At 63.0% G+C, this 16,517-nt stretch carries 17 protein-coding genes; 8 read left to right on the plus strand and 9 right to left on the minus strand.

The window, feature by feature from the left end; genetic code table 11:
• Positions 1–23 precede the first annotated feature (23 nt).
• The 3 genes from RQ479_RS10095 to RQ479_RS10105 are packed head-to-tail and all read right to left on the minus strand — an operon-like array spanning position 24 to position 2,156.
• Positions 24–872, minus strand: a complete 849-nt coding sequence (locus RQ479_RS10095; protein WP_352468966.1) for a 23S rRNA (adenine(2030)-N(6))-methyltransferase RlmJ — start codon at positions 870–872, stop codon at positions 24–26.
• Positions 869–1,480, minus strand: coding sequence for a hypothetical protein (locus tag RQ479_RS10100; protein ID WP_376704969.1), 612 nt, complete (start codon positions 1,478–1,480; stop codon positions 869–871). Before RQ479_RS10100 ends, RQ479_RS10095 begins: the two co-directional genes overlap by 4 nt.
• Before the next feature lie 4 nt (positions 1,481–1,484).
• The gene (locus tag RQ479_RS10105; RefSeq protein ID WP_376704970.1) at positions 1,485–2,156 is read right to left on the minus strand and encodes a TetR/AcrR family transcriptional regulator; all 672 of its coding nucleotides are present in this window, start codon (positions 2,154–2,156) and stop codon (positions 1,485–1,487) included.
• A gap of 85 nt (positions 2,157–2,241) precedes the next feature.
• Between RQ479_RS10105 and RQ479_RS10110 the strand changes: the two genes are divergently transcribed.
• Positions 2,242–2,643 carry a carboxymuconolactone decarboxylase family protein gene (locus RQ479_RS10110; RefSeq protein ID WP_376704971.1) on the plus strand — a complete coding sequence of 134 codons (402 nt, stop codon included), beginning with the start codon at positions 2,242–2,244 and terminating at the stop codon, positions 2,641–2,643.
• 93 nt (positions 2,644–2,736) lie between these two features.
• Here the strand turns inward: RQ479_RS10110 and RQ479_RS10115 are convergent, their stop codons facing one another.
• The 5 genes from RQ479_RS10115 to RQ479_RS10135 form a co-directional block, all read right to left on the minus strand.
• Entirely contained in the window at positions 2,737–3,636 is a 900-nt protein-coding gene (locus tag RQ479_RS10115; RefSeq protein WP_376704972.1) for an aminoglycoside phosphotransferase family protein, read from the minus strand.
• Positions 3,637–3,756: 120 nt separating this feature from the next.
• Positions 3,757–4,206, minus strand: coding sequence for a DNA polymerase III subunit chi (locus RQ479_RS10120; protein ID WP_376704973.1), 450 nt, complete (start codon positions 4,204–4,206; stop codon positions 3,757–3,759).
• Positions 4,207–4,243: 37 nt separating this feature from the next.
• Entirely contained in the window at positions 4,244–5,740 is a 1,497-nt protein-coding gene (locus RQ479_RS10125; protein ID WP_376704974.1) for a leucyl aminopeptidase, read from the minus strand.
• A gap of 86 nt (positions 5,741–5,826) precedes the next feature.
• On the minus strand, positions 5,827–6,210 hold the full coding sequence (locus tag RQ479_RS10130) for a VOC family protein (protein WP_376704975.1): 384 nt from the start codon (positions 6,208–6,210) through the stop codon (positions 5,827–5,829).
• A 72-nt stretch (positions 6,211–6,282) separates the two neighbouring features.
• The gene (locus RQ479_RS10135; RefSeq protein ID WP_376704976.1) at positions 6,283–7,449 is read right to left on the minus strand and encodes a flavin-containing monooxygenase; all 1,167 of its coding nucleotides are present in this window, start codon (positions 7,447–7,449) and stop codon (positions 6,283–6,285) included.
• Positions 7,450–7,803: 354 nt separating this feature from the next.
• Here RQ479_RS10135 and lptF point away from each other — a divergent pair, with 354 nt between their 5' ends.
• The 7 genes from lptF (at position 7,804) to RQ479_RS10170 (ending at position 15,860) form a co-directional block, all read left to right on the plus strand.
• Complete coding sequence (lptF, locus tag RQ479_RS10140; protein ID WP_292664502.1) at positions 7,804–9,006, plus strand: LPS export ABC transporter permease LptF; 1,203 nt, start codon at positions 7,804–7,806, stop codon at positions 9,004–9,006.
• Positions 9,003–10,088 carry an LPS export ABC transporter permease LptG gene (lptG, locus tag RQ479_RS10145; RefSeq protein ID WP_376705900.1) on the plus strand — a complete coding sequence of 362 codons (1,086 nt, stop codon included), beginning with the start codon at positions 9,003–9,005 and terminating at the stop codon, positions 10,086–10,088. The genes lptF and lptG overlap by 4 nt, the downstream gene beginning before the upstream one ends.
• Positions 10,088–12,505, plus strand: coding sequence for an LPS-assembly protein LptD (locus RQ479_RS10150; RefSeq protein WP_376704977.1), 2,418 nt, complete (start codon positions 10,088–10,090; stop codon positions 12,503–12,505). The genes lptG and RQ479_RS10150 overlap by 1 nt, the downstream gene beginning before the upstream one ends.
• 117 nt (positions 12,506–12,622) lie before the next feature.
• Complete coding sequence (locus RQ479_RS10155; RefSeq protein WP_292664506.1) at positions 12,623–13,549, plus strand: peptidylprolyl isomerase; 927 nt, start codon at positions 12,623–12,625, stop codon at positions 13,547–13,549.
• A gap of 13 nt (positions 13,550–13,562) precedes the next feature.
• Positions 13,563–14,582, plus strand: a complete 1,020-nt coding sequence (gene pdxA / locus RQ479_RS10160) for a 4-hydroxythreonine-4-phosphate dehydrogenase PdxA (protein ID WP_376704978.1) — start codon at positions 13,563–13,565, stop codon at positions 14,580–14,582.
• A 69-nt stretch (positions 14,583–14,651) separates the two neighbouring features.
• Positions 14,652–15,491, plus strand: coding sequence for a 16S rRNA (adenine(1518)-N(6)/adenine(1519)-N(6))-dimethyltransferase RsmA (rsmA, locus tag RQ479_RS10165; protein WP_376704979.1), 840 nt, complete (start codon positions 14,652–14,654; stop codon positions 15,489–15,491).
• A 75-nt stretch (positions 15,492–15,566) separates the two neighbouring features.
• Entirely contained in the window at positions 15,567–15,860 is a 294-nt protein-coding gene (locus RQ479_RS10170; protein WP_376704980.1) for a DUF1330 domain-containing protein, read from the plus strand.
• Here RQ479_RS10170 and gmk read toward each other — a convergent pair whose 3' ends face one another.
• Positions 15,861–16,517: a guanylate kinase gene (gmk, locus tag RQ479_RS10175; protein WP_023677701.1), complete on the minus strand. Its 657-nt coding sequence runs from the start codon at positions 16,515–16,517 to the stop codon at positions 15,861–15,863.

The following is a 16,517-nucleotide window of genomic DNA, read 5'->3' on the forward strand; positions in this document are numbered from 1 at the left end:
GAACGGCAGGGCCGCGCCTCAAACTACTCTCCCGCCAGCCAATCCAGCGTCCAATGCGACGGCTGCTCGAGTGCAAGCAGCCGGTGCAGCGCCGGCAGCAGTGTCCGTAACTCGCCTTCCAGCGTGAAGGACGGATTGACCACCACCATGCCGCAGCCGTCGAGGCTCGGCTCGACGGAGGCCGGCCTGATCTCAAAACCAATATCGAGCAGCTTCGGAATGCCTATCTGCTTCAGCGCTTTGCGGAAGGCGGCGACCGCCTTGCGGTCCTTGAGTGGATACCACAATGCGTAAATCCCTCCTGGCCAGCGCCGATGGGCTCTTTGCAGCCCGTCGACCAAGCGACCGAACTCGCCCTCTTCCTCGAAAGGCGGATCGATCAGCACGAGGCCGCGCTTTTCCTTTGGCGGCAGATGCGCGCCGAGAGCCAGCCAGCCGTCGAGCTCGATCACCCGGGTCTGGAAGTCACCGTCGAACAGCGCCTTCAGCCTGGCAGCATCCTTAGGGTGCAGTTCGACCGCCGACAGCCGGTCCTGCTTGCGCATCAGGTGCCGGGCGATCAGCGGCGAACCCGGGTATTTTTTCACGCCGCCGTCCGGATTGAGCGAACGCACGGCTTCAAGATACGGCGCCAGCAGTGCTGCCGCCGGGGCGTCGAGGGCCGCATCGACCAGCCGGCCGATACCGCCTTGCCATTCGCCGGTCTTTTGCGCTTCGGTCGAGGACAGATCGTAACGGCCGATCCCGGCATGGGTGTCGATGACCCGAAACGCCTTGTCCTTCTGTTTCAGATATTCGATCAGCCGGCTGAGCACGACATGCTTGACGACGTCGGCGAAGTTTCCGGCATGGTAGGCGTGGCGATAGTTCAATTGGAGCCCCTGCCCCAGCGCGGCGGTGGCGGCTGTGAGTTTGGATTTTCCGGCCGGCGGCCGCCGAAACGGAATGCCAGCACCAGCCCGACCAGGCCGGCCGCCATCAGGGAAAAACCGACCGGGCGCGCCCGGCGGTCGACCTCGCCGGCAGCCGAGCGCAGCACGATGTCGACGGCCCGCATCGGAATGCCCTCGGCGTCGCCCGGACCGACGGTGAAGATGTAGGGGCCGGCGGCAACGCTCGGGATCAGGCCGGCGTCGTCGCGAAAGATCCTGTCCGGCAGCTGTGGACTGACCTGGCGCGGATTGTCGGAATGGTTGAACTGCAGCGTCGAGGCGAGCACCGTCCTGCCGCCGGTGGCGGCAGTCAGGGTCAACACGGTGCGCTGCTGCGACGCGATGCGCTCGGCTCTTGCCGTAAGGTCGACCAGCACGCGTAGCGGCCCGTCGCGTGCGCTCAGGGCAACCGTCACCGGCTTGAACCGGCCCTGGTCGTAAACCCGCCAGGTGCCGATCTCACGGCCGGAGAAATTGGTCATCGCCCAGGGATAGACGACGCCGATGCCAGTACCGATGAGCAGGATCAGGGCGAACAGAGAGCGCATGAGGTCAAGACCCGGTGTTCGGCGCGCTGGTGCCGTCGCGGGCGCGCTCCATTTCGTCCAGGAGCATGTCAAGGCCGAGATCAAACGTCCGGTCGAATTCGGCGGTGCCGAAATAACGCCCGGCCGCAGCTACTTTTGGAAAATCCTGCGCCAGTTGCTCATCGCTGACGGTGGTCACGGCCGAAGGCCCCTTCGCATAGCCGGCAGTCTCGTCGAGGATGGCACCCATCAGATAATAGCCGGTGGTGCGGAACAGCCGCGCACCAAGTTCCGGTCCGAAGCCGCCGGCCTCGAACAGGCCGAGGATGCCGTTCAGCCACGCAAGGCAGGTCGGCGAGTTCATCCGGTAGGTGACGAAGAAGCTGGCGAAAGCCGGGTGCTCACGCGCGACGCGGCGGAAATCCAGCATGGCGCTGCGCAATCTTTGCCGCCAGGGCAAATCCGCGTCGGGCATTTCGATGGAGCCGATCAGCCGGTCCACCAAGGCTTCGAAGAGATGCGCCGCCGAAGGAAAGTGGTGATAGATGCTCATGGCTTCACAGCCGAGTGCAGTCGCCAGCTTGCGCATCGAAAAACCGGCGAGGCCCTCGCTCTCGATCACCTTCAAAGCGGCATCCTCGATCATCTCGCGAGACAGCCGGCCGCGGGGTCGCTTCTTTTTGATCGATGTGTCCATGGCGCCGCTTAACAACTTACGCTGTAAGGTTCACTTTCAACATTACCTTACATCGTAAGGCTAACAAAAACCAGAGGAGAACATCATGTCTGTCTGTCGTACTCGTTCATCAAAGCATTCTTCCGTCGGGCGTGCCTGCCTGCTCGCCGCCGCCTACGGGCCGACCCTGGCTGCAGCCCCTTCTTATGCCGATGAGTATGACGCAACCGTCAAGGACATCCAGTCGACCATGGGTGGGGTGCCCGGTTTCGTAAAGCAGTTCCCGAAAGCCGGTCTGCCCGGTGCATGGGCCGAGGTCAAGGCCATCCAGCTCAGCGACAAGACGGCGCTGCCGCCGAAGGTCAAGTCGCTGATCTCGCTGGCGGTGGCGGCGCAAATCCCGTGCAACTACTGTATCTGGTCGGACACGCAGGACGCCAAGCGCGCCGGCGCCACCGACGAGGAGATCCAGGAGGCGGTCGCCGTTTCAGCGCTGACCCGCCATTGAAGCACCATCTTCAACGGCATGCAGGTCGATTTCGATACGTTCAGGAGGGAGATGGGCGGGCAGTAATGCTTTCGTTATTAGAGCGGGATGCGTTCAAACTGAATTAGCCATCCCGCTCTGACCGTTTGTGTGATCCGCCAGCACCTCATTGATAACCCGCCACGATTTTTCCGCCTCGCGCTGGTTGCCGTCATGTCCCGAAGCGACGATCAGCGCCTTCCACAACGCCCAGCCCCGTGCGCGCGCCCAGCTGTGCTCGTCAAGGGCAACGGCGTCGCGGAACGCCTGACGGCTCTCGCCGTAAAATTCCGTCCACGCGATCACCAGGTCACAGGCAGGATCGCCGATAGCCGAACTGCCGAAATCGACGACCGCACAGAGCTTGCCATCTTCGACGAGCAGATTGCCCGAGGCGACGTCGCCATGGACCCAGACCGGCGGCCCTTGCCATCGCGAGGCAAGGGCCGTCGCCCACACGGCCTCGGCTGCAGCCTTGTCGATGCGGCCGCCGAGCGCCGAGAGCGCGGCTCGGGTCTCGGCGTCGTAGACCGAAAGCCGGCCACCGCGGTGGAAATTATGCTGCCCTGCCGGTGGCCCACCGACGGCGTCGATCCGGTAGAGCGCGACCAGAAAGCCGGCCAGCGAACGGGCGAACTCAGTGAGATCGGCAATCAGTTCACCAGCCGCCGGTCTGCCGCCAAGCCAGCGATAGACGGACCAAGGCCATGGATAGCCTTCCCCGGGCGCGCCTTTGGCCAGCGGCACGGGTATCGGCAGAGGCAGGTGAGGCGCCAGGCGGGGCAGCCAGCGATGCTCCTTCTCGACCTGGCCGACATAGGCGGCAGCGCTCGGCAGCCGCACCGACATGCGATCACCCAGCCGGAACGTGCGGTTGTCCCAGCCGCCAGGCTCGACCGGCTCTACCGGCAGGTCCGCCCATTCGGGGAACTGCGCGGCAATCAGCCGGCGAACAAGTGCGGCATCTATCGGCATGCCTGTTGTTCGTTCATTGGGCGGCATCGGGCTTGCTTCGGTCTTCTGGATAGCCGGCGGTCCATATTTTTGTTTTTCGCATTCTTGCGGCGCCAGTGATTTCACTTGGCTGCAAATGCTCTAAGCTTTGCGTTCCCAGCGCCGGTCGGGCGTTTGCTGCCAGTAGGTCACGGTGTGGCCGGCCTCCTTCATTGTCTTCCAGTGCGTGCGTGCCGCCTCGACCTGAGCCGCATCGTGGCCGTCGAACAGGAACACGGCGCGCTGGTAGCCGCCAAGCTCCGGCGGCACCGCCCCATCGACCAGGAAGCGTATCTGCGCCTGGTTCGGATTGTCGGGGCCGATGGTGAGAAGCACCGGCTGCTCGGCGGGATGGGCTTCGCGGTCCGTTGCGTGGGCCAAGAACGAATCGTCCCGGAAAGTCCACAGATGCTGGTCCAGCGCGTCGCGCCGTTCCTCGGTGCCGGTCTGCACCACGGCGCGCCAGCCACGATCGATACTGCGCTCCAGGAGGCCGGGCAGCGCATCCTCCAGCGTCGATTCGGTCAGGTGATAAAACAGAATCTCGGCCATGCGTTCAGTCTACATTGTCGGAGTCCGCCCCAGCCGCTCATTGCTCGTAATGATCGCGCACCAGCCGGTCGAGCAGCCTGACGCCGAAGCCGGAAGCCCATGACTGGTTGATCTCGTTGGAGGGCGCGCCCATCGCGGTGCCGGCAATGTCGAGATGCGCCCAGGGCGTGTCCTTGACGAAGCGCTGCAGGAACTGCGCGGCGATGATGGCGCCGCCATGGCGGCCGCCGATGTTCTTCATGTCAGCATTTTTGGAATCGATCAGCTTGTCGTATTCGGCGCCGAGCGGCATGCGCCACACCCGCTCCTGCGTCGCCTGTCCGGCCGCCGTCAGCCGGTCCGCCAACTCGTCATTGTTGGAGAACAGGCCGGCATAATGCTGGCCGAGCGCGACCATGATGGCGCCGGTCAGCGTCGCCAGATTGATCATGAATTTCGGCTGGAAGCGGTCGTTGCAGTACCACAGCGCATCGGCCAGCACCAGGCGGCCCTCGGCGTCGGTATTGAGCACTTCGATGGTCTGGCCCGACATCGAGGTGACGATGTCGCCCGGTCGCTGAGCGTGGCCGTCGACGGCGTTTTCGACCAGCCCGACAATGCCGACGACACTGACCTTCGCCTTGCGCGCGGCCAGCGCGTGCATCAGCCCGGTGACGGCAGCAGCGCCGCCCATGTCGCCCTTCATGTCCTCCATGCCCGAGGCCGGCTTGATCGAATTGCCGCCGGTGTCGAAGGTGACGCCCTTGCCGACGAAGGCGACCGGGCTTTCCTTGGCCTTGCCGCCGTCCCACCGCATGACCGCGATGCGGGCGCCACGCGGCGAACCCTGCGCTACGCCCAGCAGCGAACCCATGCCGAGCTTCTTCATCTCCTTCTCGGCCAGGATCTCGACCGTGACGCCGAGCGCCTCCAGTTCGGCGATCCGGGCGGCGAATTCCACCGGTCCCAAAACATTGGCCGGTTCATTGACCAAATCGCGCGCCAGCAAGACGCCGTCGATCACCGCCGCTTCATCGGCGAAGGCCTTCTTTGCAGCTGCCGGATCGGCGGTGTGAATAGTCACCTTGACCGGCTTTTTTGGCTCGCGCTTGTCGTCACCATTGTTCTTTTTGGTCTTGTACTTGTCGAAGGAATAGCTGCGCAGCAGGATGCCCGCTGCAAGCTGAACGGCTTGCCTGCCGCTGACGGCCGCACCGGGAAGATCGAGCACGACGGCCACTTCGTTTGCCTTGCGAAAAGACGCGGCAATCGTGCCGCCGAGCTTCAGCCAACCGTAATCATCGAGATTGGAGCCCTTGCCGGCACCGACCGCCACCAGCCGCTCCAGCGATGTCCCTTCCGGTGCCAGCACTTCGACCAGGCTAGCGAATTTGCCGGTGAAGTCGGCGACCGGAAAAGCCCGATCGAGGGTCTTTGCCGGATCGCAAGCCCTGGCGGCATCGCTGAGGCCGCCCTCGTCGGCCACCAGAACGAAAACGCTGCCCTTTTTGGGCGCGGCGAATTTGGCGAAGGCGATCGAGGGTCTCGAATTCATGATGTCCTGCTTTCGGGAAGTGCGTTGGATTATCGCGGGAGGCGTTCGATTGGGGCAGTTCGGACCGAAGGTGCCGTATTGTTGCGTCAGTGAGCGGCGGGTTGAAACAGCTCGATGACATTGCCTGATGGGTCTTCGAGCAGGGTCTGGGAACCGCCGACGCCCGTTATGATATCGTTGCGAAAGACAAGTCCAGCACTCTTGAGGCGCGCAACCTCTTCTTTCAGGTCCGGAACCACCAACAGGATGCGGTTCCAGCCTCCCGGAACCGGCTGCCGGCCATCCGGCATCGCCCGTGCACCCGAACTGCCGGGTCCGCTTAGAAGGAGCCGTAAAGCGCCGCGTGTGACGGAAGCAAAAGCCGGTCGCGCGTCCTGTTCGACGGCGAAGCCAAGATATCCACAGTAGAAGTCGATCGAGGCGGCGACATCATCGACCATGTAGCGAATGCTGACTGGCGTCATGATCATTGACCTTTCGGTTCGAGCACGTTTCAACAGGCGTGTCTGTTGCGGGCGGAACAGTCGGCACAGTCCTGCTCATCATCGCTGCTTGACAATCCGCGCCGCTAGCGCCCTGGCCTGAATGCGGGCATTGGCGAAACAACCGCGAATGCTCGGCCGCATGCCGGTAAACCACAGGCCGGGCAATTTCGGATCGGCATCGCCGCCGTTGAAAAGCGGAACGCCCTTGCCGTCGAGAACGCCGAGCTTGCCGACCATCTGCTCCAGACCGGTGCGATAGCCGGTCGCTGCAATGACGATGTCGGGCGTGATCAACCTGCCGTCATTCAGTATGATGCCGTCTTGGGTAAATTCCCGCAATGGTGGCACCACCACGATCGTGCCTGCCTTGATGGCGCGAACCGCGCCGTCATCGGCTGCAATCGCGGTGTAGTCGGCGCTCAGACGGCTCGCACCGCCTATGGGAGCCGGCGGAAGCCCAAATTTCGTCAGGTCGCCGAAAACCAGGCGCTGGGTTGTCGCCATCACCGCATCGGCAATCCGCATCGGCAAACGCGCCATGACAGGCGAAAGCCTGTGGACGGCGATCTTGCCGATGCGTTTCGGCAGCAGCGACGGGCCGTTGCGGGCCGACAGCCAGATGCTTTGGGCGTCTGCATTCGCAAGATGATTGAGTGCGTCGAACCCCGAATTGCCGGCACCGACCACCAGCACCTTTTTGCCGGCATAGTCCTTCGCCTTGCCAAAATCGGCCGAATGGATAATTCGGCCGGCAAAATCGTTCATGCCTTTCCACGCGGGAATAAACGGCTGCCGGTCGCGCCCGGTGGCGACGACGACATGGCGCGCCAGACGACGTCCGGCGTTCGTCCGCACGGTCCAGTGATCGCCATCGAACGTGATCTCTTCAACGGCAACGCCGAATGCGACTGGCAGACCATGCGCCTGGCTGAAATCGTTCAGATGGCGAATGACGGCCGATTTATGCGGAAAAGCCGGGGTGCCTGCGGGATAGCCGACGCCGGGCAGCGTCGAGAGATCGCGATGTGTATTGAGGTGCAGCCGCTGGTGCCGCCGATGCCAGGGTTCGGCAAGCCGGCTCTCCTTTTCCAGGACGAGCGTCGGTACGCCGGCCTTCATCAAGGCGTGGGCGGCGGCAAGGCCGGCCGCGCCGGCGCCGACCACGATTGCGCCGTCAAAGACCGCTTCCCGACCGGTTTGACCGCGCAATTTTTCCGCTTCCATGCTGGGGCTCAACAGATCCTGACCCGTCTTATCACGTCGCCGCGGTCGCGACCGGCGCGACATTTGGTCGTTTTGCCGCATTTGACAAGACTTTGGCCGAAATCGCTCCCATATGCGATATCGAACCATCTACGATTCGTCGCGGCACGGCCCCGCTTCCCGCCGCAACCTGTTGTTAACCAACAATGTTCGCCCTTTCTTATCCATTGCCGCCGACACTCCGGCCCAGCGGAATTTGCGATACGGGACGGAACCCAGATCGAACCGCCAAACTGAGCCAGTTGTGCAGCCGGCGCCGGACGACTACCTTGTTCCAAGGCATGATGCCGTTCGAAATCGCCGAGAAAAGCCTTCATGAAGGTCGTTGAACGTTACATCATGCGCCGTGCTTTCGCGGTATTCGCGCTGGCGCTCGTCTGGACGCTGGCGATCGTATGGACGACTCAGGTGCTCGCCCGCATCGACCTCGTCACCGATAGCGGTCAGTCGGCCCTCACCTTCTTCGAAGTCGCAGCGCTGATCATCCCGACGATTGTTCCGATCGTCGTGCCGTTCGCCCTGGTGGTCGCGGTCGCTCAGATACTCAGTGTAATGAATTCGGATTCGGAGCTGGCCGTCATCAATGCCGCCGGCGCTTCACGCTGGACCATCGTCAGGCCGATTATGCTTCTGGCGCTCGCAGCCAGCGTTTTTTCGTTCGCCGTCGACAATGGCGTCGACCCTTACGCACGCCAGAAGAACCGCGAATTGATTGCGTCGTCGCGTGCCGATCTGTTGTCGTTGATCATCCAGGAAGGCACCTTCCGCAAGATCGATGACGGCCTCTTCCTGCAGGTTGGCGAACGGCTTCCCGACAATCGCCTCGGCGGCATCTTCGTCGCCGATTCGCGCGAAGAAGGCGTCAATCTCGTCTATTATGCCAAGACCGGTAGCATCATCGAACGCGGCGACGAGAAGGTGCTGATGATGAATGACGGCGTCATCCATCGCAAAACCATGACCGGCGACCTCTCGGTGATCCGGTTCACCTCCTATGCCTTCGACCTGTCCGCTTTCATGTCGGCCTCATCTGACATCCTGCTTTTGCCGAAGGACCGGACGACCCAGTATCTGCTCAATCCCAGTCCGAACGACAAGCTGTACCAGCAAAAGCCGAACAGGTACCTGGCCGAGCTCAACCAGCGTTTTTCCGAGTGGTCCTATTCGCTCGTCTTCGCGCTGATCGCGCTTGCGGTCGCCGGAGATGCGCGCTCGCATCGCGAGGCGCGTGTGCACCCGCTGATCACGGCAATCGCGATTGCGCTGTTCGTGCGCTGGCTCGGGTTCTTTGCCGCCGGCAAGGCCGACAAGGTGCCGCAATATGCCTATATGGTCTACGGCGTCCCGATCGTGGCATCGGCGATCGCCATCTGGTTCATTGTTTCCAACCGGACCATGGAACTGCCGGTTGCCTGGGCCGATTGGATAACCAATCTTGCCGGCCGCTTCAGTGACGGCTGGAGCGCCATCAAGCTCCGTTTTGCCAGGCGTGGCGCATCCGGACAGGGGGCCGGCTGATGGGCTGGACTCTGGGTCGGTACTTCTTCTTTCGCTATGTGACGATCACCATCTGGTTCTTCATCGGCCTCTTGGCGCTGGTGTTCCTGATCGATTTCACCGAGCTTTCCGGCCGCACGACCGGCGTGCCGGGCTTCACCTACGCAACTGCGTTCGCCATTTCGGGGCTCAGGATGCCGATGATCATGCTGCAGACGGTGCCGTTCGTCGGCCTGTTCTCGGCGATGGCGACGTTGGTGTCGCTCAACCGCAAATATGAATTGGTCATCGCCCGTTCCGCCGGCGTCTCTGCATGGCAATTCCTGCTGCCATGCTGCATCGGGGCGCTGCTGTTTGGAGCCTTGTCGGTCGGCGTCATCAATCCGGTAGCCGCGCACGCCTATTCCTGGTCCGAGGAGATCGAGACCCAGCTCCGTTCGGGCAAGTCGAACAGCGTCTCGGCCGATGCCGCGCCCTGGATCAGGCAGAAAACCAACGCCGGCGACACCATCATCGGCGCGCGCGCCATTCTCAACCAAGGCCTGGAGATGGCCGACGCCGTCTTCTTCAGCTTCAGCCCGCAAGGCGACATTATCGAGCGCAAGGATGCGGCGCGCGCCTTTTTGCGGGACGGCTACTGGGAATTGCAGGACGTGAAGGTGTTCCGGGACGGCACCATCCAGTCGTTACCCAGCGATCGGCTGCCGACCAATCTCAAGCCGGAATTCGTGCAAGAGCGGTTGGCGCGCCCTGAGACCATTCCCTTCTACGATCTGCCCAGCAAGATCGAGGTGGCCCGCTCCTTCGGCCTCAAGGCAAATGCCTTCGCCATGCAATTCAATTCCCTGATTGCGCTGCCTTTCCTGCTTGTCGCGATGACGCTGATTGCGGCAACGGTATCAATGCGATTTGCGAGGATGGGGCAGTCGGCAACGATGATTCTGGGTGGCATCGCGGCCGGCTTTCTGCTTTATGTCGTTTCGGTGCTGGTCAAGGCATTCGGCGTAGCGGGATTCGTACCCACTGCCGTAGCGGCTTGGGTCCCGGTTGTCGTGGCTATGTTCTTCGGGGTGACATTCCTGCTATACAAGGAAGACGGCTAGTGAGGGAGGCGGTTTTGCGCAGCCATAGGCACGCCGGTTTGGCACGCCTCTCTGCGGCGAGCGCCTTGGCATGCCTGCTTGCCAGCGTCGCCCCGGTTGCTCCGGCTTTTGCCCAGGACGTCAGTGACCTGGCAACGAAGGTTCCGAGCGGCACGCAGATGCTGCTGGCAGCCGATACGCTGGTCTACGACAACGATAAGCAGACCGTGACGGCCGTCGGCGGCGTTCAGATCGACTATGGCGGCAACCGTCTCGTCGCCCAGCGGGTCGAATACAACCGCAATACCAAACGCCTCGTCGCCAGCGGCAATGTCGAGCTCGTCAATAGCGACGGCACCAAGATCTATTCGCAGCATGCTGACATCACCGACGATTTCGCGGACGGCTTCGTCAACGCGTTGCGTGTCGAGACCATAGACAAGGCGTATTTCGCCGCCGAAAGCGCGGAGCGCATGGGCGGCGTGCTGACGACGTTCCACAATGGCGTCTACACCGCCTGCGAGCCGTGCGAGGACAAGCCCGACAAAGCGCCGACCTGGCGTATCAAGGCCAGGAAGATCATCTGGAACGGCGAGAAGAAGACGGTTCGCTTCGAGAACTCGAATTTCGAGTTCTTCGGCTTTCCGCTGGCCTATCTGCCGGCTTTCGAGATCGCCGACCCAACGGTCAAGCGCAAGAGCGGCTTCCTGATCCCCGGCGTCGCCTACAAGAGCGATCTCGGCGTGGGTGTTAAAGTCCCCTATTATTTCGCGCTCTCGCCTACCTACGATCTCACTGTCACCGGCAGCGGCTATACCAAGCAAGGTTTCCTCGGTGAGGCCGAGTGGAGGCAGCGCTTCAACAACGGTCAGTACAGCCTGAAGATTGCGGGTATCCGGCAGGAGAATCCCGACGCCTTCATCGACGACAATGGCCACAACGTGAATTCGGGTACCGAAGGCGACCCGAACAGGTTCCGCGGCATGATGGGCACCCAGGGCCAGTTCGCCATCAACCCGCGCTGGGACTTCGGCTGGGACATCCTGCTGCAGAGCGACAAGAATTTCGCGCGCACCTACGACATCGATGGCTTCAACGATAGCGTGCACCGCTCCGAGGTGTACCTGACCGGGCTCAACGATCGCAATTATTTCGATGTGCGCGCCATGCACTTCGACGTTCAGGAAGACACGCTCGCCAGCGATCCGACCGCACGCGCCGCCAAGCAGCCCTGGGTGCTGCCCTCGCTCGACTACGCCTATATCCCCGACATGCCGGTGGCCGGCGGGCAGCTGTCGTTCGACGTCAACGCGCGGGTCATTGACCGCGACAGGCTCGATACGGCTCTTGCAAACTCAGGCATCCCTTCGTCTGTCAACAACCTCCGCGGCATCGACGGTCAATCCGGCCGCCTTACCGCGGAAGCCGAATGGAAGCGCACCTTCACCACCGATGGCGGGCTGCTGCTGACACCGCTCCTGGCGCTGCGCGGCGACGCCGGCTACGTCAACGCCTCCTCGGCCTCGCTCGACGCCATCAACCAGATGGCGACCAATCTCGGCGTCGAGGACGATATGCGTTCATCGCTTGCCCGCTACATGGCGACCGCCGGCCTTGAGATGCGCTGGCCGGTGCTGTTTTCGATGACCAGTTCCAGCCATGTCTTCGAACCGATGGCGCAAGTATTCATGCGTCCGAACGAGCAATATGTCGGCGGGCTGGCGGTTCCCAACGAGGACGCCCAGAGCTTCGTCTTCGACGCCACGACGCTGTTCGAGCGCGACAAATTCTCGGGCTATGACCGCATGGAAGGCGGCACACGGGCCAATGTCGGGCTGCGCTATTCCGGCGCATACGACAATGGCTGGGGCACCAATGCGGTGTTCGGCCAATCCTACCAGCTCGGCGGCCAGAACTCGTTCGGCACGCCGGACCTGGTCAATGTCGGCGCCTATTCAGGTCTTGAAACTGCAACCTCCGACTATGTCGGCCTTGTCGGCTTCAACAGTCCCAGCGGGTTTTCCGGCTCGGTCAGTGGCCGTTTCGACGAGCAAAGCTTCGAGATCCGCCGCGCTGAGGTAAAGGCCGCCTTTTCAGGCCTGCCGATATCGCTGAGCGCCAAATACGCTTTCATCCAGGCGCAGCCGCTTTATGGGTTCTCGACCGATCGCCATGAAGTTACGCTCGGCGCCTCGACACATCTTGCCGAGAATTGGCGCGTCTTTGGCACCGGCACGTATGATCTGGAGCAGAGCGTTCTGGTCAAGGACGGGGTCGGCTTTGCCTATAGTGATTCGTGCTTTACCTATTTGATGACGTTTTCGGAAAGACGTGACCTGAACACCAAGGAAGTATCGCAGAACGTCGGCTTCAACCTGTCGTTCCGCACGCTCGGCGATTTCGGCTCGTCGCAACGCTCCATCGACACCATTCAATAACGGGCAGCGGTCGGCAACGGGGCGGCTGGCGGACGACATTGTTTCGCCGCATAGAGCAGGCACGAATTTCGGCGGCCTGAACTGGGATAGGTTGGGCCGAATCGGGATGGAATTGGGATGCTTTCGATGAGGAAATACCTCTTTTCGGCAGGGTTCGCCCTGCTGGTGGCGTTCTCGATCACCGCAGTGACGCGGCCAGTTTTCGCCACCGAGATCAAATACGTCGTCAACAATATACCGATCACCACCGGCGACATCCAGCATCGGGCCGCTTTCCTGCGCCTGCAGCACAGAAAGGGCGATGCCGGCCAGGAAATGATCGACCAGACGCTGCGTCTGGCCGAAGCCCGGCGGCTCGGCATCCGCATCAGCGACGCGCAGGTCGATGCCGCTTATCAGCGTTTCGCCACCAGCAACAAGATGCCGCTCAAGCAGCTTGACGGCGCTATGGCGCAATCCGGCGTCACCAAGGAGCATTTCAAGGACTTTATCCGGGCGCAGATGGCCTGGAACCAGGCGCTGACCGCGCGTCACCGTTCTAGCGACGGCGGCGGCGCAATGGGCGAGCAGGACCTCGTCAAGCGCATGCTCGAAAAAGGCGGTAGCAAACCGAGCGCCACAGAGTACATGTTGCAGCAGGTCATCTTCGTGGTGCCGGCCGCCGAGCGAAGCGCGACGCTGGCCAAGCGCAAACGCGAAGCCGACGCCATGCGCGCCCGCTTCAACGGCTGCAACACCACGCGCGAATTCGCCAAGGGCCTGATCGATGTCACCGTTCGCGATCTCGGCCGGGTGCTGGCGCCGCAATTGCCGGCGGACTGGGCCGAGCAGATAAAGGCTACAAAGGTCGGCGGCGCCACCACGACGCGCGAAACCGACCGCGGTGTCGAATTCATCGGCATCTGCTCGTCGCGCGAAGTGTCAGACGACAAAGCCGCGCAGATGGTGTTCCAGAGTGAAGGTTCGAGCGACAAGAACGCCGACGAACTCTCGAAGAAATATGTCGAGGAGTTGCGGAAGAAAGCCCGCATCATCGAGCGCTGAAGTCGCGATCGCCGTGCCTGACGCAGAGCTTCCGCTGGCGTTGAGCGTCGGCGATCCGTCCGGCGTGGGGCCGGACATCGCCATCGCCGCTTGGCGGGCCCGCGATAGCGCTGGCGTTCCGTCTTTTTATCTCCTTGCCGATCCGGCACTGATTGCCGGGCGGGCGCACAGGCTCGGCACCGATATCGCGATCGCCGAGACGACGCCGGCGCTAGCGCCGGGGGTGTTTTCGCGCGCGCTGCCGGTGGTGGCGCTTGCTGCCCGTTTCGTCGACAGTCCCGGCCGCCCGGATCCAGCCAACGCCGCCGGCATCATCGAGGCGATCGACCGCGCCGTTGCCGACTGCCTGGCTGGCCGCGCTGCCGCGGTCGTCACCTGCCCCATTGCCAAGAAGCCGCTCTACGATGCCGGCTTTCGCTTTCCCGGCCACACCGAATATCTGGCGCATCTGGCATCGCTTCACACCGGCACCGAAGTGACACCGGTAATGCTGCTTGCCGGCCCGGACCTGCGCACCGTGCCGGTCACCATCCACATCGCACTGGCCGAGGTGCCGAAGGCGCTGACGACCGACCTGATCATCGCCACCGGCCGCATCACCGCCGCCGACCTTGCAAACCGCTTCGGAATTGCCAAGCCGCGGCTCGCCATCGCCGGCCTCAACCCCCATGCCGGCGAAGGCGGCGCGATGGGCACCGAAGACGAGCGCATCGTGCGCCCGGCGATCGACAGGCTGAGGCAGGAAGGGATTGACGCCTTTGGGCCATTGCCGGCCGACACGCTGTTTCATGCTCGCGCCCGCGCCGGCTACGACGTGGCGCTCTGCATGTATCACGACCAGGCGCTGATCCCGGCCAAGGCGCTGGCGTTTGACGAGGCGGTCAACGTCACGCTCGGCCTGCCCTTCGTCCGCACCTCGCCCGACCACGGCACCGCCTTCGACATCGCCGGCAAGGGCATCGCCCGTGCCGACAGCCTGATTGCGGCGCTGAAACTCGCTCGCCTGCTTGCCGATACCGGGAAAAGGCCGTAGGCCACTGAGCCCAATGAGCCCAATTCGATGGGCTTAACCAGATGAGCCCAGCCCGATGAGCCCAGCCCGATGAGCATAGACGGCCTGCCGCCACTGCGCGAGGTGATCGAGCGCCATGGGCTGCAGGCGAAAAAGGCGCTCGGCCAGAATTTTCTGCTCGACCTTAACCTGACAAGCAAGATTGCGCGAACCGCCGGCGACCTGAGCGACGTTACGGTTATCGAGGTCGGTCCCGGCCCGGGCGGGCTGACCCGGGCCCTGCTCCTCAACGGCGCCCGGCGGGTCGTCGCGATCGAGCGCGACGAGCGCTGCCTGGCGGCCTTGGCCGAGATCGCGAACCACTATCCGGGTCGGCTCGAGATCGTAGCCGGCGATGCGCTGAAAACTGATTTTGCGGCGCTTGCCAAAGGAGTGCCGGGAAGCGGCGGGTCGGCGAAAATCGTCGCCAACCTGCCTTACAATATCGGCACCGAATTGCTGATCCGCTGGCTGACCGTCACCGAGTGGCCGCCTTTCTACACATCGATGACACTGATGTTCCAGCGCGAGGTCGCCGAACGCATTGCAGCCTGCCCCGGCAGCGAGGCCTATGGCCGGCTCGGCGTGCTGGCAGGCTGGCGGACGGAGGCGAGGATTGCCTTCGACGTGCCGCCGCAGGCGTTCACGCCGCCACCCAAGGTGACGTCCTCGGTGGTGCATCTGGTGCCACGCGCCAGCCCCTTGCCGGCAGAGGTGAAACGGCTCAGCCGTGTCACCGAAGCGGCGTTCGGCCAGCGCCGGAAAATGCTGCGGCAGAGCGTGAAAAGCCTCGGCGGCGAGGCGCTGCTCACCCGCGCCGGCATCGATCCGACCAGGCGTGCGGAGACGCTCAGCGTCGAGGAATTCGTTCGCCTGACCAACGCGGTGTGATGCCGGGAAGCGTCCGCGTGGAATTTCCGCTTTCATGGCATAGATTGCCGGACAAACCCTGCCCGGAGACAAACAGTGGCCGCCTATGTCATTTCCGACGTCACGATCCGTGACGCAGAGGCTATCGAAGCCTATCGCGCCCGCGCGGCTGCCTCCATCGCCCAGCATGGCGGGCGCTATCTGGTACGCGGCGGCGAGGTGGAAATGTTGGAAGGCGACTGGTCTCCCCGGCCGCTGATCATCGTGGAATTCCCCGACATGGAGACGGCGCGGCGTTGGTACCGCTCCCCAGAATATGCCGCGGCACTGGAACTGCGCGATGCGGCGCTCAGCCGCAATTTGATCTTGGTCGAGGGGACAGCGCCTTGATCAATCCGTCTTCTCATCGAGCAGCCCCGAGACGAAATCGAACAGGCCCGGCCGGCGATCGCGTCTGAGCCGTTCGGCCGTGACGATGCCGCGCACCTCGGCGAAAGCGCGGTCGAGATCGTCGTTGACGATGACGAAATCATATTCCTTCCAGTGCTCGATCTCGTTGCGGGCATTCTTGAGCCGCGTCTCGATGACCGCTTCCTGGTCCTCGGCGCGACGCTTCAGCCGCGCCTTCAATTCCTTCATCGATGGCGGCAGGATGAATATCGAGACGATATCGGCGCGCATCTTCTCCTTGAGCTGCTGAGCGCCTTGCCAGTCGATGTCGAACAGCATGTCGCGGCCTTCGGCCAGCGCCTGTTCAGCCGGCTCGCGCGGCGTCGCGTAGCAATTGCCGTGCACCTCCGCCCATTCGAGCAGCGCATCGGAATCGCGCAGCCGCTCGAACTCGCGCATGGTGCGGAAGTGGTAATGGACGCCCTCGATCTCGCTCCCGCGGCGTGGCCGCGTGGTGACCGAGACCGACAATTCCAGGCTGGAATCGCTCTCCAGCAGATTGCGCGCAATCGTCGACTTGCCGGCGCCTGACGGCGACGACAAGACCAGCATCAGCCCGCGGCGCCGAATGCGGGAACCCACATCCCTAGCGGTCAT

The organism is Mesorhizobium sp. ISC25, assembly GCF_042295465.1.
Lineage (GTDB): Bacteria > Pseudomonadota > Alphaproteobacteria > Rhizobiales > Rhizobiaceae > Mesorhizobium.